General features: G+C 61.0%; 20 protein-coding genes. 9 read left to right on the top strand and 11 right to left on the bottom strand.

Annotated features, from left to right (window positions below):
* Positions 1–24 precede the first annotated feature (24 nt).
* Together SSARUM2_RS00100 and ghrB are read left to right on the top strand one after the other, a co-directional pair.
* A complete protein-coding gene (locus SSARUM2_RS00100) occupies positions 25–1,293 on the top strand; it encodes an MFS transporter (RefSeq protein WP_033636543.1) in 1,269 nt (422 codons plus the stop codon).
* Between the two features lie 72 nt (positions 1,294–1,365).
* A complete protein-coding gene (ghrB, locus tag SSARUM2_RS00095; protein WP_033636542.1) occupies positions 1,366–2,343 on the top strand; it encodes a glyoxylate/hydroxypyruvate reductase GhrB in 978 nt (325 codons plus the stop codon).
* Position 2,344: 1 nt separating this feature from the next.
* On the opposite strand, the gene SSARUM2_RS00090 is transcribed toward ghrB, so the two are convergent.
* Positions 2,345–2,497, bottom strand: a complete 153-nt coding sequence (locus SSARUM2_RS00090; RefSeq protein WP_019455508.1) for a hypothetical protein — start codon at positions 2,495–2,497, stop codon at positions 2,345–2,347.
* 196 nt (positions 2,498–2,693) lie between these two features.
* On the opposite strand from SSARUM2_RS00090, the gene SSARUM2_RS00085 reads away from it, so the two are divergent.
* From SSARUM2_RS00085 to SSARUM2_RS00070, 4 genes are all read left to right on the top strand, one after another.
* Positions 2,694–4,757 (top strand): alpha-amylase, encoded by a 2,064-nt coding sequence (locus tag SSARUM2_RS00085; RefSeq protein WP_060439328.1) that lies wholly within the window; start codon positions 2,694–2,696, stop codon positions 4,755–4,757.
* Positions 4,758–4,892: 135 nt separating this feature from the next.
* Positions 4,893–6,143, top strand: coding sequence for a valine--pyruvate transaminase (locus SSARUM2_RS00080; protein ID WP_033645138.1), 1,251 nt, complete (start codon positions 4,893–4,895; stop codon positions 6,141–6,143).
* 75 nt (positions 6,144–6,218) lie between these two features.
* The gene (locus SSARUM2_RS00075) at positions 6,219–6,440 is read left to right on the top strand and encodes a ribbon-helix-helix domain-containing protein (protein WP_004933932.1); all 222 of its coding nucleotides are present in this window, start codon (positions 6,219–6,221) and stop codon (positions 6,438–6,440) included.
* The gene (locus tag SSARUM2_RS00070) at positions 6,440–6,820 is read left to right on the top strand and encodes a type II toxin-antitoxin system VapC family toxin (protein WP_033649548.1); all 381 of its coding nucleotides are present in this window, start codon (positions 6,440–6,442) and stop codon (positions 6,818–6,820) included. The genes SSARUM2_RS00075 and SSARUM2_RS00070 overlap by 1 nt, the downstream gene beginning before the upstream one ends.
* Before the next feature lie 10 nt (positions 6,821–6,830).
* Here SSARUM2_RS00070 and SSARUM2_RS00065 read toward each other — a convergent pair whose 3' ends face one another.
* The 3 genes from SSARUM2_RS00065 to ibpA form a co-directional block, all read right to left on the bottom strand.
* Entirely contained in the window at positions 6,831–8,489 is a 1,659-nt protein-coding gene (locus SSARUM2_RS00065; protein ID WP_033649549.1) for a putative transporter, read from the bottom strand.
* Positions 8,490–8,655: 166 nt separating this feature from the next.
* Positions 8,656–9,084: a small heat shock chaperone IbpB gene (ibpB, locus tag SSARUM2_RS00060; protein WP_004933922.1), complete on the bottom strand. Its 429-nt coding sequence runs from the start codon at positions 9,082–9,084 to the stop codon at positions 8,656–8,658.
* Positions 9,085–9,184: 100 nt separating this feature from the next.
* Positions 9,185–9,598, bottom strand: coding sequence for a small heat shock chaperone IbpA (gene ibpA / locus SSARUM2_RS00055; protein WP_004933919.1), 414 nt, complete (start codon positions 9,596–9,598; stop codon positions 9,185–9,187).
* Between the two features lie 310 nt (positions 9,599–9,908).
* On the opposite strand from ibpA, the gene SSARUM2_RS00050 reads away from it, so the two are divergent.
* A complete protein-coding gene (locus tag SSARUM2_RS00050; protein WP_033636538.1) occupies positions 9,909–10,256 on the top strand; it encodes a YceK/YidQ family lipoprotein in 348 nt (115 codons plus the stop codon).
* Positions 10,257–10,286: 30 nt separating this feature from the next.
* Here SSARUM2_RS00050 and SSARUM2_RS00045 read toward each other — a convergent pair whose 3' ends face one another.
* Both SSARUM2_RS00045 and SSARUM2_RS00040 read right to left on the bottom strand, forming a co-directional pair.
* Positions 10,287–11,567 (bottom strand): DUF3748 domain-containing protein, encoded by a 1,281-nt coding sequence (locus tag SSARUM2_RS00045; protein WP_047569945.1) that lies wholly within the window; start codon positions 11,565–11,567, stop codon positions 10,287–10,289.
* Positions 11,568–11,657: 90 nt separating this feature from the next.
* Complete coding sequence (locus tag SSARUM2_RS00040; protein WP_033636536.1) at positions 11,658–12,392, bottom strand: phosphatase PAP2 family protein; 735 nt, start codon at positions 12,390–12,392, stop codon at positions 11,658–11,660.
* Between the two features lie 217 nt (positions 12,393–12,609).
* On the opposite strand from SSARUM2_RS00040, the gene SSARUM2_RS00035 reads away from it, so the two are divergent.
* Positions 12,610–13,578, top strand: a complete 969-nt coding sequence (locus tag SSARUM2_RS00035; RefSeq protein ID WP_049197085.1) for a threonine/serine dehydratase — start codon at positions 12,610–12,612, stop codon at positions 13,576–13,578.
* Positions 13,565–14,506, top strand: a complete 942-nt coding sequence (locus SSARUM2_RS00030; RefSeq protein WP_049197087.1) for an ornithine cyclodeaminase family protein — start codon at positions 13,565–13,567, stop codon at positions 14,504–14,506. The genes SSARUM2_RS00035 and SSARUM2_RS00030 overlap by 14 nt, the downstream gene beginning before the upstream one ends.
* Positions 14,507–14,531: 25 nt before the next feature.
* On the opposite strand, the gene yidA is transcribed toward SSARUM2_RS00030, so the two are convergent.
* The 5 genes from yidA to dnaA form a co-directional block, all read right to left on the bottom strand.
* Positions 14,532–15,347, bottom strand: coding sequence for a sugar-phosphatase (yidA, locus tag SSARUM2_RS00025; protein ID WP_033649554.1), 816 nt, complete (start codon positions 15,345–15,347; stop codon positions 14,532–14,534).
* 124 nt (positions 15,348–15,471) lie between these two features.
* Positions 15,472–17,886 carry a DNA topoisomerase (ATP-hydrolyzing) subunit B gene (gyrB, locus tag SSARUM2_RS00020; protein WP_049197089.1) on the bottom strand — a complete coding sequence of 805 codons (2,415 nt, stop codon included), beginning with the start codon at positions 17,884–17,886 and terminating at the stop codon, positions 15,472–15,474.
* A gap of 18 nt (positions 17,887–17,904) precedes the next feature.
* Positions 17,905–18,990: a DNA replication/repair protein RecF gene (gene recF / locus SSARUM2_RS00015; RefSeq protein WP_004933895.1), complete on the bottom strand. Its 1,086-nt coding sequence runs from the start codon at positions 18,988–18,990 to the stop codon at positions 17,905–17,907.
* Between the two features lie 45 nt (positions 18,991–19,035).
* The gene (gene dnaN / locus SSARUM2_RS00010; RefSeq protein ID WP_004933892.1) at positions 19,036–20,136 is read right to left on the bottom strand and encodes a DNA polymerase III subunit beta; all 1,101 of its coding nucleotides are present in this window, start codon (positions 20,134–20,136) and stop codon (positions 19,036–19,038) included.
* A gap of 4 nt (positions 20,137–20,140) precedes the next feature.
* The gene (dnaA, locus tag SSARUM2_RS00005) at positions 20,141–21,535 is read right to left on the bottom strand and encodes a chromosomal replication initiator protein DnaA (protein ID WP_049235245.1); all 1,395 of its coding nucleotides are present in this window, start codon (positions 21,533–21,535) and stop codon (positions 20,141–20,143) included.

The following is a 21,535-nucleotide window of genomic DNA, read 5'->3' as shown; positions in this document are numbered from 1 at the left end:
CAACACCACTGAAGGATACTGAACATGAACAAAGCGACTGTCGCGGCCAAACGCTGGTGGTACATCATGCCCATCGTGTTTATCACCTACAGCCTGGCCTATCTCGATCGCGCCAACTTCAGCTTCGCCTCTGCCGCCGGCATTAATGAAGATCTCGGCATCACCAAAGGCATGTCCTCGCTGCTGGGCGCGCTGTTTTTCCTCGGTTATTTCTTCTTCCAAATTCCCGGCGCCATCTACGCCGAACGTCGCAGCGTCAAAAAACTGATCTTCTGGTGCCTGATCCTGTGGGGCGGCTGCGCCTCGCTGACCGGCGTGGTGAGCAATATTCCGATGCTGGCCGCCATCCGCTTTATCCTCGGCGTGGTGGAAGCGGCGGTAATGCCGGCGATGCTGATCTACATCAGCAACTGGTTCACCAAATCGGAGCGCTCACGCGCCAATACCTTCCTGATCCTCGGCAACCCGGTGACGGTGCTGTGGATGTCGGTGGTGTCCGGCTACCTGATCCACGCCTTCGGCTGGCGTGAAATGTTCATCATCGAGGGCATTCCGGCGGTTATCTGGGCGTTCTGCTGGTGGGTGCTGGCGAAAGACAAACCGGCGCAGGCCGGCTGGCTGAGCGCCGATGAGAAACAGGCGCTGCAACAGCAGCTGGACGAAGAGCAGAAAGGCATCAAGGCCGTGCGCAACTACGGCGAAGCCTTCCGTTCGCGCAACGTGATCCTGCTGTGCGTGCAGTACTTCGCCTGGAGCATCGGCGTGTACGGCTTCGTGCTGTGGCTGCCTTCCATCCTGCGCAGCGGCATGCAGATGGGCATGGTGGAAGCCGGCTGGCTGTCGGCGGTGCCTTACCTGGCGGCCACCATCGCCATGATCGTGGTCTCCTGGGCGTCGGACAAAATGCAAAACCGCAAGCTGTTCGTCTGGCCGTTGCTGCTGATCGGCGCGCTGGCGTTCTTCGGCTCTTACGCCGTCGGCGCCAACCACTTCTGGATCTCCTACGGCCTGCTGGTGGTCGCCGGCGCCGCGATGTACGCCCCCTACGGGCCGTTCTTCGCCATCATTCCGGAAATGCTGCCGAAAAACGTCGCCGGGGGCGCCATGGCGCTGATCAACAGCATGGGCGCGCTGGGGTCGTTCTTCGGTTCGTGGTTCGTCGGCTATCTGAATGGCGCCACCGGCAGCCCGGCGGCCTCTTACATGTTTATGGCCATCGCACTGGTGGTGGCGGTGGTGTTGACGCTGATCGTCAAACCCGCCCGCAACGAGATCCAGCCGCAATTGGCTTGATCCGGTTATACTTTTTATCTGTTAACCCAACCGGGGGGCGCCATGCCCCCTTTGGCCCAGCTGGAGTTCGTGATGAAGCCTTCTATCGTATTGTACAAAAGCCTGCCCGCCGATCTGCGTGAACGTCTGGAACAGCACTTCACCGTGCACGCCTTCAACGGCCTGCAGCCGGAGAACCGCGACGAACTGCGCCAGGCGCTGCAGCAGGCCGAAGGGATCATCGGTTCCGGCGGTAAAATTGACGAAGCCTTCCTGAAGCAGGCGCCCAAACTGCGCGCGGCCTCGACCGTTTCCGTCGGCTACGACAACTTCGACGTCGAGGCGCTCAACGCCCATAACGTGCTGCTGATGCACACCCCGACGGTGCTGACCGAAACCGTCGCCGACACCATCATGAGCCTGGTGCTGGCGACCGCGCGCCGGGTGGTGGAAGTGGCGGAGCGGGTGAAGGCCGGCGAATGGCGCGGCAGCATCGGGCCGGACTGGTTCGGCGTCGACGTGCACCATAAAACCATCGGCATCCTCGGCATGGGGCGCATCGGCCTGGCGCTGGCGCAGCGCGCGCACTTCGGCTTCGGCATGCCGGTGCTGTACAATGCCCGCCGCACGCACGAAGAGGCGGAGCAGCGCTTTAACGCACGCCGCTGCGATCTGGATACCCTGCTGGCCGAGTCGGATTTCGTGTGCATCACGCTGCCGCTGACCGAACAAACCTTCCACATGATCGGCCGCGATCAGCTGGCGAAGATGAAGAAAAGCGGCATTCTGATCAACGCCGGCCGCGGGCCGGTGGTGGATGAGCAGGCGCTGATCGAAGCGCTGCAAAACGGCGTGATCCACGCCGCCGGGTTGGACGTGTTCGAGAAAGAGCCGCTGCCGGCCAACTCACCGCTGCTCAGCATGCCGAACGTGGTGGCGTTGCCGCACATCGGCTCCGCCACCCATGAAACGCGCTACGGCATGGCCGCCTGCGCGGTGGATAATTTGATCGCCGCGTTGACCGGCACGGTGAAAGAAAACTGCGTCAACCCGCAGCTGTTGCGGAAATAACTCAGCGCGGCCGGTGGTCTGCGGATAACCGGCCGTGTTGCTCTTCCTGCTGCGGCGCGAACAGCGCCTGCAGCTGATGTTCTTCGGCGAAGTGCTGCAATTCGGCATCCTGAATTGCCTGAACGATCTCTTCTCGCCAGTTTTTGTCCGTCATTGCTAACCTCCTTTGATGTTCATCGTTTAATCTGCCGCAGCGCGCGCGCAAAGCCAAGCCGAATCAATCCGAAAACGCTCCGCCCTTTCTCTCCTCCCCAAAAAACCCTCGCAGGGAGGAGGCTATTTTTCCGCCGTTTGCCACACTGGGCGCTACCCTGCGAGAAAAACGCTTCCTGCCGCGCGTAAGGAGAGCCATGAAACTGTTACCCCTGCCCTTGTTGATGCTGCTGTCGCCTTCGGCGCTGGCCGGCTGGACGCTGCCGGGTTTCCCGGCCTTCGACGAAACTGCCGCCGGGCTGTTTACCAGCCAGGCCGCGCTGCCCAAAGGCCAGCTGCCGCTGCGCCTGTATCAGGATAACCACTGTTGGCAGCCGGCCGAGGCGGTGAAGCTTAACCAGACGCTGTCGCTGCAGCCCTGCGGCGCCCATCCGCCGGCCAGCTGGCGACAGTTCCGCGCCGGCGACTATCAGGTGCGCATCGACACCCGCAGCGGCACGCCGACGCTGCAGCTCAGCCTGCGCAGTGCGCCGGAAAGCGCCGCCGTTGTTGCCCGCAGCTGCCCGCGCTGGGACGGCAAACCGGTCACGGTCGACGTCGCCTCCACCTTCGCCGAAGGCGAAACGCTGCGCGATTTCTATTCCGGCCAAACGGCGCAGGTGAACCAGGGAAAAATCACGCTGCAGCCCGCCGCCGCCAGCGGCGGCCTGTTGCTGCTGGAGTCCGCCACCACGGCGAAACCGGCGGCGTTCAGCTGGCATAACGCCACGGTCTACTTCGTGCTGACCGATCGCTTTGAGAACGGCAATCCGGCCAATGACCACAGCTACGGGCGCCGCAGCGACGGCCTGCAGGAAATAGGCACCTTTCACGGCGGCGATCTGGCCGGCCTGACGCAAAAACTGGATTATCTGCAGCAGCTCGGCGTCAACGCCTTGTGGATCAGCTCGCCGCTGGAGCAGATCCACGGCTGGGTCGGCGGCGGCACCAAAGGCGATTTCCCGCATTACGCCTATCACGGCTATTACGCGCTCGACTGGACTCGCCTCGACGCCAACATGGGCACCGAACAGGAGCTGCGCACGCTGGTCGAGCAAGCGCATCGGCGCGGCATTCGCATTCTGTTCGACGTGGTGGTGAACCATGTCGGTTACGCCACGCTGGCAGATATGCAGACGTTTCACTTCGGCTCGCTGTATCTGCAAGGCGCGGAGGTGGAGAAAACCCTGGGGAAAAACTGGGGCGACTGGCGCCCCGGGCCAGGGCAAAACTGGCACAGTTTCAACGACTACATCAACTTCAGCGACAAGGCGGGCTGGCGCCAATGGTGGGGGAAAAACTGGATCCGCACCGACATCGGCGACTATGACTCACCGGGCTATGACGATCTGACGATGTCGCTGGCCTTCCTGCCGGACATCAAAACCGAAGCGCCCGGCGCCAGCGGCCTGCCGCTGTTCTATCGCCACAAACCCGACACCGCCGCGCGCGACATTCCCGGCGCCACCACCCGCGATTACCTGACCGTCTGGCTCAGCCAGTGGGTGCGCGATTACGGCATCGACGGTTTTCGCGTCGATACCGCCAAGCACGTGGAAAAACCGACGCTGGCGCTGTTGAAGCAGCGCGCCACGGCGGCATTGGCGGCGTGGAAAGCGGATCATCCGCAGCAGGCGCTGGATGACGCGCCGTTTTGGATGACCGGCGAGGCCTGGGGCCACGGGGTGATGAAAAGCGACTATTACCAAAACGGCTTCGACGCGATGATCAACTTCGACTTCCAGGACCAGGCGGCGCAGGCATTGGGCTGCTTTGCCGACATCGACGCCACCTACCGGCAGATGGCCGAGCGGCTGCAGGATTTCAACGTGCTGAGCTACCTCTCTTCACACGACACCCGGCTGTTCTTCGCCAGCGACGCCAAAGGCTCGCTGCCGCTGCAACAGCGGGCGGCGAACCTGCTGTTGCTGGCGCCGGGCGCGGTGCAGATTTACTACGGCGATGAAAGCGGCCGCCCGCTCGGCCCCACCGGTTCCGATCCGCTGCAGGGCACCCGCTCCGACATGAACTGGCGTGAGCTGCCGGGGGAAAAAGCCCCGCTGCTGGCCCACTGGCAACGGTTGGGGCAGTTCCGCGCTCGCCATCCGGCGATCGGCGCCGGCGTGCAAACCCCGCAACCGCACGCCGCCTATTATGCCTTCAGCCGCCGGCTCGGCGACGATAAGGTGATGGTGGTGTGGGCCGGCGAACGGTCACAATAATCCAGCGTAATATGCTACCAATCGGCCAATGAGCGAAGTTTGTGCCCATTGGCCGATTTGTCGGCCGCATTGCAGCGGGGTTTGTCTGGCGGTATGGTGGGGGATTACCTGCTAAGAAACAGTACTGCTGCACCTATGACTTTCTCACTTTTCGGCGAAAAATTTACCCGTTATGCGGGCATTACCCGTTTGATGGACGACCTGAACGAAGGCCTGCGCACCCCCGGTGCCATCATGCTCGGCGGCGGCAACCCGGCGCAGATCCCAGAGATGGAAGCCTACTTCAAACAGCTGTGCCAGGAGATGCTCGACCAGGGCAAACTGACCGAAGCGCTGTGCAACTACGACGGCCCGCAAGGCAAGGACGCGCTGCTGAAAGCGCTGGCCAATCTGCTGCGCGACGAGCTCGGCTGGGAGATTTCGCCACAGAATATTGCACTGACGAACGGCAGCCAAAGCGCGTTTTTCTACTTGTTCAACCTGTTCGCCGGCCGCTACGCCGACGGTTCGCGCCGCCGCGTGCTGTTCCCGCTGGCGCCGGAATACATCGGCTATGCCGACGCCGGGCTGGACGAAGGGCTGTTCGTCTCCGCCAAACCGAACATCGAGCTGCTGCCGGACGGCCAGTTCAAGTATCACGTTGATTTCGAACACCTCACCATCGGCGACGACATCGGCATGATCTGCGTTTCACGGCCAACCAACCCGACCGGCAACGTGATCACCGACGAAGAGCTGATGAAGCTCGACCTGCTGGCGCAGCAGCGCGACATTCCGCTGGTGATCGACAACGCCTACGGCGTGCCGTTCCCCGGCATCATCTTCAGCGACGCCACGCCGCTGTGGAACCCGAACACCATCCTGTGCATGAGCCTGTCCAAGCTCGGCCTGCCGGGCTCGCGCTGCGGCATCGTGATCGCCGACGAGAAGGTGATCACCGCGCTGACCAACATGAACGGCATCATCAGCCTGTCGCCGGGCAGCATGGGGCCGGCGATGGCGACGGAAATGATTGCGCGCGGCGATCTGCTACGCCTGTCGAACGAGGTGATTCGCCCGTTCTACAAACAGCGCGTCGAGCACACCATCGAGATTATCCGCCGTTACCTGTCGCCGGAGCGCTGCCTGATCCACAAACCGGAAGGGGCTATCTTCCTCTGGCTGTGGTTCAAGGATCTGCCGATCACCACCGAAGTGCTGTATCAGCGCCTGAAAAAGCGCGGCGTGCTGATGGTACCGGGCCACTACTTCTTCCCGGGGCTGGAGCACGAATGGCCGCACACCCACCAGTGCATGCGCATGAACTACGTGCCCGACCCGGAGAAAATCGAGCGCGGCGTGGCGATCCTGGCGGAAGAGATCGAACGCGCGCATCAGGAAGGATAACGCCAGCTGATTGAAAATCGACCGATAAAGATATACGATGCATATATCGTATATCTTTTTTTTGGAGGGCTAGCGATGACTCGCATCGTGATCGATTTACCTGAAGAAGACCTGCGGCAGCTCGACAATCTGAAAAATATCCGCCACGTTCCCCGGGCCGAAATCATCCGTCAGGCCGTCTCCCGTTATCTGACGGAGAACCACGTTGAAGATCCCAGCAATGCTTTCGGGCTCTGGTCCGGGGCGATGGGCGATGGCGTAGACTACGAAAATCGTCAGCGCGAGGAGTGGGAATAATGGTGGCTCAACGGGCGTTATTCGACACCAATATCCTGATCGATTATCTCAACGGCATTCCTCAAGCCAAAGACGTTCTGACCGAATACCACATCAACCCGGCTATTAGCGCCATCACCTGGATGGAAGTGATGGTGGGTGCCAAAAAACAGGGGCCGGCGCTGGAGCTGAAAACGCGCCAGTTTTTAGGGCAATTCCTGCTGCTGCCTATTACCGATGAAGTTGCCGAACGCGCCGTAGAACTGCGCCACTCACAGCATGTGAAGCTGCCGGACGCCATTGTCTGGGCCACCGCGCAGGTGGGGTTCCGAACGCTCATCTCCCGCAACCCCAAAGATTTTGGCACTGACAACGGCGTGTTAATGCCTTACCGGCTGTAGTCGGGCAGCGTTACAGCGTCCAGAACAGCACCGCCAGCAGCTGCGGCGACATGATGCGCAGGAACATCGCCAGCGGATACACGGTGGCGTAAGACAGCGCGGCGGCGCCGCTGGTAGGATGCAGACCGTTGGCGAAGGCCAGCGCCGGCGGATCGGTCATCGATCCCGCCAGCATGCCGGACAGCGTCAGGTAGTTCATCTTGCCCACCGTGCGCGCCAGAATACCGACGCTCAGCAGCGGAATGGCGGTGATCAACGCGCCGTACCCGACCCACGTCAGCCCCTCGCCGTGCAGCAAGGTATCGATGAAGTTGCCACCCGACTTCAATCCGACCACCGCCAGAAACAGCACGATACCCAGTTCGCGCAGCGCCAGGTTGGCGCTCGGCGGCATAAACCAGTACAGCTTGCCGATGCTGCCGATGCGCCCCAGGATCAGCGCCGCCACCAGCGGCCCGCCGGCCAGCCCCAGCCGCAATGCCGCCGGGAAGCCGGGCACGAACAGCGGAATGGAGCCGAGCAGCACCCCAAGGCCGATGCCGATAAACACCGGCAGCATCTGCACCTGCTGCAGTTTTTGTTGGGCGTTGCCGACGATTGCCGTCACCGCGTCGATGGCCTCCGGCCGGCCGACCAGGTTCAGAATGTCGCCGAACTGCAGCGTCACGTTGCTGCCGGCCACCAGCTCCACGCCGGCGCGGTTGAGGCGTGAAATCACCACGTCATACTTCTGCTTCAGGTTCAGATCGCGGATTTTCTTGCCCAGCACCTGCTCGTTGGTCACCACCGCCCTCACCACCTGCAGCGCGGTGCCGCGCGTGGACAGCGAGGCGTCCACCTCTTCGCCGATCACCAGCCGGGCGTTCTCCAGATCTTCGCGTTTGCCCACCAGATGCAGGTAGTCGCCCAGCTCCAGCCGCTCGTGCGGCGCCGGCACCATCAGCAGCTCCCCGCGTTTGAGGCGCGAACAGACGATCGCTTCACCGTTGAGCAGCGGCACCTGCTTGATCGCCATGCCCTGCAGATTGGGGTTGCGCACCGCCACGTTGATGGCGTGCAGCAGCTCACGCTGATTGCCCAGGCTGCTTTCAAACGCCTGCGCCTCGCGCTCGATGTTGATGCGGAAAAACAGCCGAATCAGCCACATCACCAGCAGGATGCCGCATATGCCGAACGGATAGGCCATGGCGTAACCCATCCCCATGCCGTCCACCAACGCCGGATCGGAACCGAGATCGGTCAGGATTTGCTGACCGGCGCCCAGCGCCGGGGTGTTGGTGACCGCGCCGGAGAACACGCCGAGGATGATCGGCAGCGGCACGTCGAACAGCTTGTGTACCGCCGCCGCCACGACGCCGCCGGTCAGCACCAGCAGCACCGCGAAGGCGTTGAGGCGCAGCCCGGAGACGCGCAGCGAAGAGAAGAAACCGGGGCCGACCTGAATGCCGATGGTGTACACGAACAGGATCAGGCCAAACTCCTGAATAAAGTGCAGCATGTCCCCGTTCAGGTTGATTTGCCCGCTCTGGGCGAAGTGGCCGACCAGGATGCCGCCGAACAGCACGCCGCCGATGCCCAGCCCAACGCCGTACAGCTTCCAGTTCCCCATCCACAGCCCAATGACGGCCGCCAGCGCCAACATGCTGACGGTCAGGGCGATATCGCTCATAGGTCACATCCTTGCCAAAGTTGAAAAGGAATTTGCGGCCAAAGACACACAATTAACAAGGATTATGACATCGGACAAACGGGGGGACTGTGGCATGCGCCACATAACGCAGCGGGGGAGACCCGTCTGGATCTCCCCCGCATGATGATGACCGTTTTTCAGTCGGTTATTTGGCTTCCAGCTCCGGCGTCGCCCCGATGGCGATGCGCTGCGGCTGCAAGGCTTCCGGCACCTGACGCACCAGATCGATGTGCAGCAGGCCGTTTTCAAATTTGGCCTCCGACACCTGCAGATGCTCCGCCAGGGTGAAGGTCAACTGGAACTCTTTGCACACCAGGCCCTGATGCAGGTATTCGACCTGTTTTTCCGGCGGCGTGGGTTTACCGCTGACGGTCAGCCGCGGCCCTTCCACTTCGATATTCAGTTCGCTCTGCCGGAAACCGGCCAGCGCCAGAGAAATGCGGTAGTGATTGTCATCGCTTTTCTCGATGTTATACGGCGGGAACCCCTGGGGTTCCTGGCCGCCCATTGAGCTGGCCAATTTATCAAAACCAATCCACTGACGCAGAAGCGGGGATAAATCGTAATTACGCATAGGAACAACTCCTTTCATTAAGCGAGATGTGTTTATTCAGCCCCCTGACGGCAGGCTAGGTATTATTTTCCGGCAGCGTACCTGCCGGCGAAACGGAAATTTATTTAATTTCGATGCGGCGCGGTTTTAATGTTTCCGGCACGATGCGTTGCATGTCGATATACAACAGGCCATTCTCCAGTTTGGCGCCTTTAATTTGAATATGTTCGGCCAGCTGGAATTTACGCTCGAAATTACGCTCGGCGATGCCCTGGTATAAATAGGTTTTTTCTGCCGGTTCGTTATTGTGCGCCCCGCGCACGATCAGCAGATTATCTTGCGTGGTGATCTCCAGCTCCTGCTCGGCAAACCCGGCTACCGCGATGGCGATGCGATAATGATTTTCGTCCACCAGCTCGACATTATAAGGCGGATAACCGCCGTTGCCCTGACTCTGGCCGGCTTCCAGCGCGTTGAACAGGCGATCGAAACCAATGGCGGAACGGTATAGCGGGGAAAGATCAAAATTACGCATAAAACAGCCTCCTAAGGCACTTCAGCGAGGTTGAAATAAATACGCCTTCCACTCTGGACAGGCTAATTAAGCCAGAATTCCCTTACGGCGAATTCTCAATTCGGCTCTGATGATAAAATGGGGGTTGATTTCATCAATTCAACAGGCGAGGATCAAAAAAACTTCGCACCGATTAGGCGAAAGTTTTTTTACCACTTACACTAAAGTGAGAGAGCCGCCACAGAGCGGGATTTTGCTTCTTTTAAAGCAGCGACAGGATGTTATAACTCAGCTTAATTTTAGGGGCACAGCAACCCTGCAGGATGGATTAATGACGACGATGAAAGCGATAGCGACGGGCTGCATGTTGTTGGCGACCAGCGGTTGCTCCAGCGTGATGAGCCATACCGGCCCGAATCAGGGTTACTATCCCGGCACCCGCGCCAGCGTGGACATGCTGAAGGACGACAACACCAGCTGGGCGATGATGCCGCTGGTGGCGCTGGATCTGCCGTTCTCTGCGGTGATGGACACCGTACTGCTGCCTTACGACTATCTGCGTTCCGGCAACGACGCCACCGCAGACTCGCCAAAAGCGCGCATCCTGCGCAGCGAGCAGCAGAATCTGGCGGCAACCGGCAATCCCGGCGAAGGCAACGACAGCGCCGCCACACACTAATCACACACGCAGCGGGCCGCCAGGCCCGCCTTACACCTCAACCACAAAGATCTGGTTGAACCCCGCTATCTCGCGCATAAACGCCACTTTCTTACCATCCGGTGAAAACACCACGGCGTCCCCCGACGGTGGCTGCACGCTACGCTGCGTTAAACGCTGCAGACGGCCGCCGGCGACCTCGCACAGCATCACGCTGTTGTCACACACCAAGGCAATCGCCCCGCCCTGCGGGTGCCAGCTGAAGGCAGACTGGATATCATGCTCGCTGTGGCTCACCTGGCGCGGCTCCCCGCCGTTCGGCGACACCGTCCACAGCTGCACCACGCCGCCGTCGTCCTTCATCAAAAACGCGATCTGGCTGCCGTCCGGCGAGCTGCGCAGCCAGTGGCGCGGTGCGCCGGCCACGCCCGGAAAACGACGATCGCCGGTAAAGGTCACCCGCCGCTGCCTGACGCCCTGCGGCGGCGCCGGCAGCTCGCTTTCCGTTCCCTGCAGCGGCAGAGCGCCCGCCCTGGCGTAATCGGCATCGTTCTCCGGCAGATCGACGATAAACACCTCCGGCAGCTTTTCACCAGCGGCGGACAGCGTATCGCCGATGAACGCCAGCGCCCAGCGCTGCCGGCTGCCGTCGGCCTTACGGTAACCTTCGCGGCCAATCCAGCCTTCTTCGTAAGCACGATTGATCTGATCGCTGCCCGGCTGCGGCTGCGGCACGGTCTCGCTGACCAGCACGCAATAGTGGCTGCCGTCATACTCGCGCGGATGCTGTTTCGGCGGATTGACCCCGTGCAGCGGCACGGCCACCCCGACGTTGCGCAGATCGCGCGCCGGATCGCACTCGTGCATGACGTGATCGTTATAGGTAAAGCTGAGGCGGCTGCCGTCCGGGCTGAAAACGTGCACATGGCTGCCGCCGCGCAGCGCGCCGGGGGTGTAGGGGGCGGTGATATCCAGCGCGTCGAGGGTGATGGCCAACTCGCGATCCGGTTCGCTGACGATCACCCCGCGGCGGTGGTGAAAATCATATTGCCAGGCGCTGTCCGGGTGCTCCGGCCCATGGATAAAGGCATAGCGCGCCGGCGCATCGGGGCTGACCGTGACCACGCCGACGTGGGCGCCGTGCTGAGCGCGATAAACCACCTCCACCGCGCCGCTGGCGACGTTGACCCGCTCGATGCTCAGACCGGTGAAAGAGGCGCCGCGCGGGCGCACGTCATAAGCCAGCCATTGGCTGTCCGGCGTCCAGACGTTGATATTGGTTAACTGATGCCCGCGAGGGTCGAAAGTCAGCTGTTTTTCCCGATGGCTCATGGCGGTTCTCCTGCGCATGCCGGCACTGAGTCGCCATCTTACCGGATCGGCGGCAGCGTTTCATATGGCGCGCTGCCGCGTGAAGCAAGGTTATTTTTTCAGGGCGTTGAATTCCGTTTTGGCCCTTTGCAACTGCGCGGCGAAGGTGGGCTCCGCGTGCAGTCGGGCGACGATGGCCGAGGCGACCAAGCGCGCGGCGGTCACGTCGCTTTGCCAGTGATAACCGCAAATCACCCGGCTCTGGCCCATCTCATAGCCGCGCTGCAGTATCGTCCCCTGCCTGGGAGGGTTAATCTCCGCCAGCACCAGCGCGGTCGCCCAACCGATGGCGGTGTGCCCGGAAGGATAAGAGCCGTTCGTCGATAGCGTGCTCTCTTCATCCGGTCGGCAAGTGGGCTCATGGTAAAAAGCGAACGGCCGAATGCGCATATAGTGATTTTTGGCGCTGCGGGTAGCCAGATCGCCGGCGTCTTCACGCATTTTCATCACCAGCTTGAACAGCTCCGGCGTATTATCCTGGGTGATTTCCGTACCGAAAGCGCCGGATAATGCGGCGGCGACGCCATCCCCCGTTACGTGTGCGTCGTGATAAGCCTGTTTGCCCCGTTCGGTATTACGCAATAATTTCCCGGCATCATATTGCGCCTTGTCATTCATAAAATCGATGCTGTCAACGGCGGGCGGCGGCGGCAATAACGCCAGGCTGTCTATCGATTGCGACTCTTGCAGAAAATAAACCTCCGGTTGGGTGGTCACATCTTTGGCGGCGAAACCAAACGGTGTCAGCGCGGCGTAGGTTAATGAGGCGAGTAATATTTTTTTCATTGTCGTTCCCTTATTAAAATAATGAGCGGTTGCGACTTCCTTAACGCAAATAAATAAAAAATCGTGCCGCTAAACTATACGTTAATGATTATTTTTCGCCGCCAGTGCGATCACATTACGCCGTGCCCGCTTTTGCCCGGCGGCCGGGCGACGGGGTTTACAATCAATACAAAAAAGTACAAACTGGATTTTTAAGTACAAAAACTCTGGAGCCGGTATGAACCCCCTCTTCGATGCCATTGTTTCTGCCCATCAACAGCTGCGCCCTCAGGTACGGGTCACGCCATTGGAGCGCAGCGTGCTGCTTTCACAGCAGCTGGGCTGCGAGCTGTATCTGAAATGCGACCATCTGCAGCACACCGGCTCCTTTAAATTTCGCGGCGCCAGCAACAAGTTGCGGTTACTGGATAGCGAGCAACGCCGGCGCGGCGTGATCGCCGCCTCTACCGGCAACCACGGCCAGGCGGTCGCTTTGGCGGGGCAGCTGATGGGCGTTGGCGTCACGGTTTATGCGCCAGAGACGGCGGCGAGCATCAAGCTAGACACCATCCGCGCGCTGGGCGGCACCGTGGAACGGGTGCCGGGCGATGCGCTGAACGCCGAACTGGCCGGGGAACAGGCCGCCCGCGAACAGGGAAAAACCTATATCTCGCCGTATAACGATGAGCAGGTGATCGCCGGCCAGGGCACCTGCGGCATGGAGCTGGTTGAACAGCTCACCGGTCTGGACGCCGTGTTCGTGGCAGTCGGCGGCGGTGGCTATATCGCCGGTATCGGCACCGTTCTGCGGCAATTGTCGCCGAACACGCAGCTTATCGCCTGCTGGCCGGAAAACGCCACCAGCATGTACAGCGCGCTGGAAGCGGGCCACATCTTCCAGGTGGAAGAGCAAGAAACGCTGTCCGACGGCACCGCCGGCGGCGTCGAGCCGGGCGCCGTGACCTTCCCGCTGTGCCAACAGCTGATCGACCGCAAAGTGCTGGTCAGCGAGACGGAGATCAAGCACGCGATGCGCCGGATCGCCGCCAGCGATCGGTGGATTATCGAAGGCGCGGCCGGCGTGGCGCTGGCGGCGGCGATCAAGCTGGCGCCGGAATACCAGGGAAAAAAAGTGGCGGTGGTGCTGTGTGGTAAAAACATCGTGCTGGAGAAGTACCTCAAGGCCATCGCCGATGCACATCCTTAATCGGCAGCAAATCCTCGCCGCGTTCGACGCCGAGGCTATAACCCCGCTGCTTAAGCAGGGTTTTATCGCCTATTCGCAACGGCGGGTGCAACAGCCGCCGGTGCAGCACTTCCTGTTCGAACAAGCCGCCGGCGATTGCTGCATCAAATCCGCCTGGCTGGAAGGCGAAGAGCTGTTCGTGGTCAAGGTCTCCGCCGGTTTCTATCGCAACGCCGAACGCGGTTTGGCCAGCAATCAGGGGCTGGTGGTGGCGTTCTCCGCCCAGACCGGCGAACCTCGGGCGCTGCTGCAGGATGAGGGCTGGCTGACCGCGCTGCGCACCGCACTGGCCGGCCGCATCGCCGCCGAACTGTGCGCGCCGCCGCATATTCAGGCGATCGGCATGGTCGGCACCGGCCTGCAGGCCCGGCTGCAGCTGCAATGTCTGAAACCGGTGACCGATTGCCGCGAAGTGTGGGTGTGGGGCCGCAACGATCAGGCGCTGGCGGCGTATCGGCGCGAAGCCGAGGCCGAAGGTTTTCAGGTGCGGGTTACGCAGGATGCGGCGGAACTGGCGGCGCACTGTCAGCTGATCGTCACTACCACGCCCAGCCGCGAACCGATTTTACAGGCGGCGGATATTCGGCCCGGCACGCACATCACCGCCGTGGGTGCCGACGCGCCCGGCAAGCAGGAGCTGGCGACCGATCTGGTGGCTCGCGCGGACGCACTGCTGGTCGATGCGCTGGCGCAGTGCGCTGACTATGGCGAGATCGCGACGGCTTATCGGCAAAATAGGCTGATTTCAACGCCAATCGTCGAAATGGGCGCCGTCTTGGCGCAGGGCGGGCGGTTGCGAAGCGAGCCGCAGCACATCACCATCGCCGATCTTACCGGGCTGGCGATTCAGGATCTGCAGATCGCCAAAGGGGTGTTGGCGGCAATATAAAGGGGCGCCGCAGCGCCCCACTTGATCAGGCGTTGAGCACGAACTTCTCGATGGCGCGCGCCACGCCGTCTTCGGTATTGGCGCCGGTGACAAACTGCGCCACCGCTTTCAGCTCGGGAATGGCGTTGCCCATCGCCACGCCGACGCCGGCATACTCGATCATCGCCGTATCGTTGGCCTGATCCCCCAGCGTCATGATGTTTTCCCGCGCCACGCCGAGGTGCTCGGCCAGCATTCTCACCCCGGCGCCCTTATCGACGTTCTTATGCAGGATTTCGAGGTAGTAAGGCGCGCTTTTCAGAATGGTGTAACGCTCGCGCGTTTCCGCCGGGATGCGCGCAATCGCGTTGTCCAGCAGCGCCGGCTCGTCGATCATCATCACTTTCGGGAAACGCATCTGGCGATCCATCTCCTCCACGCTGCGGTATTTCAACGGAATACCGGTCATTTCCGCCTCGTGTATGGTGTATTTGCCGATGTCTTTGTTCGGGGTATACAGGGTGTCAAAGTCAAACGCCTGGTAGTGAACGCCGAGCTCGCGCGCCATCTGCTCGAAGTGCAGATAGTCCTCAAAACCCAGGGTTTCCTGCAGAATACAGGCGCCGTCGGCCGCGCGCAGCACCAGCGCACCGTTGTAAGTTATGCAAAAATCGCCGGGGCCCTGAATGTCCAACTGGCGCAGATAGTCCTGCACGCCGACATAAGGCCGCCCGGTGGCCAGCACCACGTGCACCCCTTTGCGCCGCGCCGCCGCGATAGCCTGCTTTACCGCCGGCGTGATTTGGTGCTGCGGATCCAGCAACGTGCCGTCCATGTCGATCGCAATCAGTTCAATAGCCATTCAACGCTTCTCCCAGTGGTTTTTTCCCATGCTAACGCGTTTCAGCCTTGGCTGTCAGCGCCAAAAAAGGCGTAAAAAAATCCGCGCGGGTCGCCCGGCGCGGATTTTCACAGCCATTAACGCATCAGATATCGATGTTCGCCGCTTTCAGGGCGTTTTCTTCGATAAAGGCGCGGCGCGGCTCAACCGCATCGCCCATCAGCGTGGTGAACAGCTGATCGGCAGCGATGGCGTCCTTGACGGTCACGCGCAGCATGCGGCGGCTTTCCGGATCCATGGTGGTTTCCCACAGCTGCTCCGGGTTCATCTCGCCCAGGCCTTTATAGCGCTGCACCGACAGGCCGCGGCGCGACTCTTTCACCAGCCACTCCAGCGCCTGCTCGAAGCTGTCCACCGGCTGACGACGTTCGCCGCGCTCGATGAACGCGCCGTCTTCGATCAGCCCGCGCAGCTGTTCGCCCAGCTGGCAGATCTTGCGGTATTCGCCGCCGTGGATGAAGTCGAAGTCCAGCTTATAGTCGGTATCCACGCCGTGGGTGCGGATGCGCAGCGCCGGTTCGAACATCTGGCGTTCGCGGTTCTCGAAGAGCACGAAGTCATAGCTGCTGCCGTGCTGCTCTTTGTCGTTCAGCGCCTGCACCAGCGAAGCGATCCAGGTTTTCACCTTGGCCTCATCGCTGAGATCGCCTTCGTTCAGCGTCGGCTGATAGATCAGGTTGTTCAGCAGCGCGCGCGGGTAGCGGCGCTCCATGCGGCCGATCAGCTTCTGCACGGCATAGTGTTCTGCCACCAGTTTTTCCAGCTGCTCGCCGCCCAGCGCCGGTGCGCTGGCATTGGTATGCAGCGTAGCGCCGTCCATCGCGATGGCGATCTGGTACTGATCCATCGCCTCGTCATCTTTGATGTACTGCTCCTGCTTGCCTTTCTTCACCTTGTACAGCGGCGGCTGTGCGATGAACACGTGGCCACGCTCGATGATTTCCGGCATCTGGCGGTAGAAGAAGGTCAACAGCAGCGTACGGATGTGCGAACCGTCGACGTCGGCATCGGTCATGATGATGATGCTGTGGTAACGCAGCTTGTCCGGGCTGTACTCGTCGCGGCCGATGCCACAACCCAGCGCGGTGATCAGCGTCGCGACTTCCTGCGAGGAGAGCATTTTGTCGAAACGCGCTTTCTCGACGTTGAGGATTTTCCCCTTCAGCGGCAAGATAGCCTGGTTCTTGCGGTTGCGCCCCTGCTTGGCAGAGCCGCCCGCGGAGTCCCCTTCCACCAGGTACAGTTCGGACAGCGCCGGATCGCGTTCCTGGCAGTCCGCCAGTTTGCCCGGCAGGCCAGCCAGATCCAGCGCGCCTTTGCGGCGGGTCATCTCACGCGCTTTACGCGCCGCTTCGCGCGCACGCGCCGCGTCGATGATTTTGCCGACCACGATTTTCGCGTCGCCCGGATTCTCCATCAGGTAATCCACCAGCTTCTCGTTCATCAGCGTTTCAACCGCGGTTTTCACCTCGGAAGAGACCAGCTTGTCCTTGGTCTGAGAAGAGAACTTGGGATCCGGCACCTTCACCGACACCACGGCGATCAGACCTTCACGCGCGTCATCGCCGGTGGCGCTGACCTTGGCCTTCTTGCTGTAGCCTTCCTTCTCCATGTAGCTGTTCAGCGTACGGGTCATCGCGGTACGGAAACCGACCAGGTGCGTGCCGCCGTCGCGCTGCGGAATGTTGTTGGTGAAGCAGTAGATGTTTTCCTGGAAACCGTCGTTCCACTGCAGCGCCACTTCCACGCCGATGTCGTCTTTCACGGTCGAGAAGTAGAACACGTTCGGGTGGATCGGGGTTTTGTTCTTGTTCAGGTACTCGACAAACGCCTTGATGCCGCCTTCGTAATGGAAGTGATCTTCACGGTCGGTGCGCTTGTCCTTCAGGCGGATAGACACGCCGGAGTTGAGGAAGGACAGCTCGCGCAGACGCTTGGCCAGAATGTCGTACTCGAAATCGGTCACATTGGTGAAGGTCTGGTGGCTCGGCCAGAAGCGCACCATGGTGCCCGTCTGTTCGGTTTCGCCCACCACGGTCAGCGGCGCCTGCGGCTCGCCGTGGCTGTAAGTCTGTTCGTGCACTTTGCCTTCGCGGCGGATCACCAGCTCCAGTTTCTCCGACAGGGCGTTAACCACCGAGACGCCCACGCCGTGCAGGCCGCCGGAAACCTTATAGGAGTTGTCGTCGAATTTACCGCCGGCGTGCAGCACGGTCATGATGACCTCTGCGGCTGAAACCCCTTCTTCAGGGTGAATGCCGGTCGGAATGCCGCGGCCGTCATCCTGTACCGATACCGAGTTGTCGGCATGGATGGTGACCTGAATGTCACTACAGTGGCCCGCGAGCGCTTCGTCGATAGCGTTGTCCACAACCTCGAATACCATGTGGTGCAGACCGGTGCCGTCATCGGTATCGCCGATATACATGCCCGGGCGCTTGCGCACCGCATCCAGCCCTTTTAATACCTTGATACTTGAGGAGTCATAAGAATTCGACATCAACGTTTCTCGCTCATTTTAGTCCTGTGGTTGAACCTCTATTTTACCCTGTTCCACGCGGAACATCTTGCCCTTTTCACCGGCCATGTCGGTCACTTGTTCAGCGCTCACCGCGCTGACAAAAACCTGGGCCTGGGTGGCTTTCAGGCGATCGGCCAGCAACCGGCGACGGCCGGTGTCCAGCTCGGAGGCAAAATCATCAATCAGATACAGGCAACGCCGCCCGCTCTGCCGGGTGAGAAACTCACCCTGCGCCAAGCGCAACGCGCACATCAGCAGCTTAAGCTGACCGCGCGATAACAAATCCTCTACCGGCGTGCCGTCGGCACGAATGCGGAAGTCCGCTTTATGCGGCCCCACCGCGGTATAGGTCAACGCCCTGTCGCGCTCGAACTGGCGCTCCAGCAGCTCGCCGTAGTCGCTCTCTTTGTCCCAGCCGCGCTGGAAGGAGAAGCTCAGGGCGAATTCAGGCAGAAACTGCGCGCAGGTCGCGGTGATATCCGCGGCGATCGCGTCGCTGTATTCCGCCCGCCATTCGCTGATGCGCTCCGCGAGCGGGATCAGTTCCTGATCCCAGGCGCGGATCTGCGCATAGCGACTCACCTGGCGCAGCGCGGCATTGCGCTGCTTCAGTAACCGTTTCAGGTTGCTCCAGGCGGTGAAAAAACCGGGTTCGTTATGAAAACAGCCCCAGTCCAGGAAGGCGCGCCGGAATTTCGGCCCGCCGTTCAGCAGGGTAAAACCTTCGGGGGTGATCAGCTGCATGGGCAGCAGCTGCGCCAGCTCGGCCACCTTGTGGCCATCGCTGCCATCGATACGTACTTTGCTGTCACCCTGACGGCTCTTGCTCAATCCTACCGACAGCTCGCGCTCCGCGCCTTCGATGCGGCCGTGCAGCACGAACTCCGGCTGGTCGTGGCGAATGACCCGACCGGCCTGCAGGCTGCGAAAGGCGCGGCCGTGCCCGAGCGTATACACCGCTTCCAGCACGCTGGTCTTGCCGCTGCCGTTGGCGCCGACCAGGAAGTTGAATCCCGGCGCCAGCGCCAAATCCGCCGCCTCGATATTGCGGAAATCTTTAATCAATAAACGCGTCAGAGCCATGCAATCTCTTTACCGATGACGGTGCTGTAATTCAAGGTAACGAGACTACAACCGCATTGGCATGACAACGTAGGCCGCCGCCTGGCTGGCGCCGTCTTCGATCTGCACGCTGGAGACCGAATCGGTCAACAGCAGGCGCACGTCTTCACACTTGAGCGCGTTCAACACGTCCAGCACGTAGCTGACGTTGAAGCCGATCTCCATCTCCGCGCCGTCGTAGCTGACGTCGAGGATCTCTTCCGCCTCTTCCTGCTCCGGGTTGTTGGCGGTGATCTTCAGCTGGTTCTGGCTGACGTACAGCCGCACGCCGCGGAATTTCTCGTTCGAGAGAATCGCCGCGCGGGCAAACGCCTGCTTGAGCAGATCGCAGCCGGCTTCCAGCGTTTTATCCGGGTTCTTCGGCAAGACGCGGCGATAGTCCGGGAAACGGCCGTCAACCAGCTTGGAAGTGAAGATGAAATCGCCGACGTGGGCGCGAATGTTGTTGCTGCCGATCTGCAGCTGCAGCAGCGAATCGCCGCCGTCCAGCAGGCGCACCAGCTCCATCACCCCTTTACGCGGCACGATCACCGAATGTGACGGCAGCTGTTGGCCGATCGGCATCGAGCACACCGCCAAGCGGTGGCCGTCGGTCGCGACGGTGCGCAGCTCTTCGCCTTCGGTTTCAAACAGCATGCCGTTCAGGTAGTAACGCACGTCCTGATGGGCCATCGAGAACTGGGTGGCTTCGATCAGGCGCTTCAGCGTCGCCTGCGGCAAGGTGAACTCCACCTCGCTCTGCCAGTCGTCCAGGTTCGGGAAGTCCGCCGCCGGCAGCGTGGACAGCGAAAAGCGGCTGCGGCCGGACCGCACCAGCATGCGCTCGCTTTCCAGCGTGACGGCGATCTCCGCCCCTTCCGGCAGGCCGCGGCAGATATCAAAGAATTTGCGCGCGGGCACGGTGGTCGCGCCCGGCTCGTGCGGCTGGGACAGGGCGACGCGCGCCACCATCTCCATCTCCAGATCGGTGCCGGTCAGCAGCAGGGAGCCTTCCGTCACCTGCAGCAGCAGGTTGCCCAGGATCGGCAAGGTCGGGCGGCCGCCCAGCGGGCTGCTCACCTGTTGCAGCGGTTTTAGCAGATGCTCACGTTCAACGATAAATTTCATAGCGCTATGAAGATAATGTTCTGATTAAATTGGAGAAATCTTCTTTGATGTCGTGACTTTCCTCACGCAGCTGCTCGATCTTCCGGCAGGCGTGCAACACCGTGGTATGGTCGCGGCCACCAAACGCATCGCCGATTTCCGGCAGGCTGTGGTTGGTGAGTTCCTTCGCCAACGCCATCGCCATCTGGCGCGGGCGGGCAACGGATCGCGAACGCCGCTTGGACAGCAAATCCGCGACTTTAATCTTGTAATACTCCGCCACCGTCTTTTGGATATTGTCGATGGTGACCAGCTTTTCCTGCAGCGCCAGCAGATCGCGCAGCGCTTCGCGCACGAAATCGATGGTGATGGCCCGGCCGGTAAAGTTGGCGTTGGCGATCACGCGGTTCAGCGCCCCTTCGAGCTCACGCACGTTGGAACGCAGGCGCTTGGCGATGAAGAACGCCACTTCGCCCGGCAGGCGGATGTCGTTTTCGTCGGCCTTTTTCATCAGGATCGCCACGCGGGTTTCCAGCTCCGGCGGCTCGATCGCCACCGTCAGCCCCCAGCCGAAGCGCGACTTCAGACGATCTTCCACCCCGTTGATCTCTTTAGGGTAGCGATCCGAGGTCAGGATGATCTGCTGATTGCCTTCCAACAGAGCGTTAAAGGTATGGAAGAACTCTTCCTGCGAACGCTCCTTGTTGGCGAAGAATTGGATGTCATCGATCAGCAAGGCGTCGACCGAACGGTAGTAACGCTTAAACTCTTCGATGGCGTTGTTCTGCAACGCTTTGACCATGTCCTGCACGAAGCGTTCCGAGTGCATGTAGACCACTTTGGCGTTGGCCTTGCGCGCCATGATGCCGTTGCCGACCGCGTGCAGCAGGTGGGTTTTACCCAGGCCGGTGCCGCCATACAGGAACAGCGGGTTATAGGCGCCGCCCGGGTTGTCCGCCACCTGACGAGCCGCCGCGCGCGCCAATTGGTTGGACTTACCCTCGACGAAGTTGTCGAAGGTGTGTTTGGGGTTGACGTTGGAGCGGTAAGAGAGCTCGGGTTGCGCCGCCGCGTTGTCCCAGCTCGGGCGCAAAGGCGCGGCCGTGCGCGCCGCGGGAGCCGCAGGGGCGCTGCTGACGCTGGCGGTCACGGTCTGGCTGATCACCTGCGCGATCGGCTTGCTGCCGACTTCAAAACGCAGCAAAGGCGCGTCCGTGCCGCAGAAATCATTCAGCAGACCATTGATGTTGTTTAAGTACTTATCGCGAACCCAATCCAGCACAAAGCGGTTAGGCGCATACAGCGCCAGGGTGTTGTCACTCAGTTCCGCCTGCAATGGGCGTATCCACATACTAAATTCTGTGGCAGGTAACTCATCCTGCAATCGGGCAAGACACTGCTGCCAAAGCGAAAGTGACAC

Source organism: Serratia sp. K-E0102, assembly GCF_029962625.1.
GTDB classification, from domain to species: Bacteria; Pseudomonadota; Gammaproteobacteria; order Enterobacterales; family Enterobacteriaceae; genus Serratia; species Serratia sarumanii.
The sequence above is the reverse complement of the archived record's forward strand: the minus strand, read 5'-3'. Positions and strand labels throughout refer to the sequence as shown.

Bases quoted from the DNA above. Each gene is read 5' to 3' on its own strand.
- SSARUM2_RS00075 (WP_004933932.1), top strand. From the start codon at position 6,219: ATGACTCGCATCGTGATCGATTTACCTGAAGAAGACCTGCGGCAGCTC.
- SSARUM2_RS00070 (WP_033649548.1), top strand. From the start codon at position 6,440: ATGGTGGCTCAACGGGCGTTATTCGACACCAATATCCTGATCGATTAT.
- SSARUM2_RS00040 (WP_033636536.1), bottom strand. From the start codon at position 12,392: ATGAAAAAAATATTACTCGCCTCATTAACCTACGCCGCGCTGACACCG.
- SSARUM2_RS00050 (WP_033636538.1), top strand. From the start codon at position 9,909: ATGACGACGATGAAAGCGATAGCGACGGGCTGCATGTTGTTGGCGACC.
- SSARUM2_RS00080 (WP_033645138.1), top strand. From the start codon at position 4,893: ATGACTTTCTCACTTTTCGGCGAAAAATTTACCCGTTATGCGGGCATT.
- gyrB (WP_049197089.1), bottom strand. From the start codon at position 17,886: ATGTCGAATTCTTATGACTCCTCAAGTATCAAGGTATTAAAAGGGCTG.
- SSARUM2_RS00030 (WP_049197087.1), top strand. From the start codon at position 13,565: ATGCACATCCTTAATCGGCAGCAAATCCTCGCCGCGTTCGACGCCGAG.
- SSARUM2_RS00065 (WP_033649549.1), bottom strand. From the start codon at position 8,489: ATGAGCGATATCGCCCTGACCGTCAGCATGTTGGCGCTGGCGGCCGTC.
- recF (WP_004933895.1), bottom strand. From the start codon at position 18,990: ATGGCTCTGACGCGTTTATTGATTAAAGATTTCCGCAATATCGAGGCG.
- SSARUM2_RS00045 (WP_047569945.1), bottom strand. From the start codon at position 11,567: ATGAGCCATCGGGAAAAACAGCTGACTTTCGACCCTCGCGGGCATCAG.
- SSARUM2_RS00100 (WP_033636543.1), top strand. From the start codon at position 25: ATGAACAAAGCGACTGTCGCGGCCAAACGCTGGTGGTACATCATGCCC.
- ghrB (WP_033636542.1), top strand. From the start codon at position 1,366: ATGAAGCCTTCTATCGTATTGTACAAAAGCCTGCCCGCCGATCTGCGT.
- ibpA (WP_004933919.1), bottom strand. From the start codon at position 9,598: ATGCGTAATTTTGATCTTTCCCCGCTATACCGTTCCGCCATTGGTTTC.
- SSARUM2_RS00085 (WP_060439328.1), top strand. From the start codon at position 2,694: ATGAAACTGTTACCCCTGCCCTTGTTGATGCTGCTGTCGCCTTCGGCG.
- SSARUM2_RS00035 (WP_049197085.1), top strand. From the start codon at position 12,610: ATGAACCCCCTCTTCGATGCCATTGTTTCTGCCCATCAACAGCTGCGC.
- SSARUM2_RS00090 (WP_019455508.1), bottom strand. From the start codon at position 2,497: ATGACGGACAAAAACTGGCGAGAAGAGATCGTTCAGGCAATTCAGGAT.
- dnaN (WP_004933892.1), bottom strand. From the start codon at position 20,136: ATGAAATTTATCGTTGAACGTGAGCATCTGCTAAAACCGCTGCAACAG.
- yidA (WP_033649554.1), bottom strand. From the start codon at position 15,347: ATGGCTATTGAACTGATTGCGATCGACATGGACGGCACGTTGCTGGAT.
- ibpB (WP_004933922.1), bottom strand. From the start codon at position 9,084: ATGCGTAATTACGATTTATCCCCGCTTCTGCGTCAGTGGATTGGTTTT.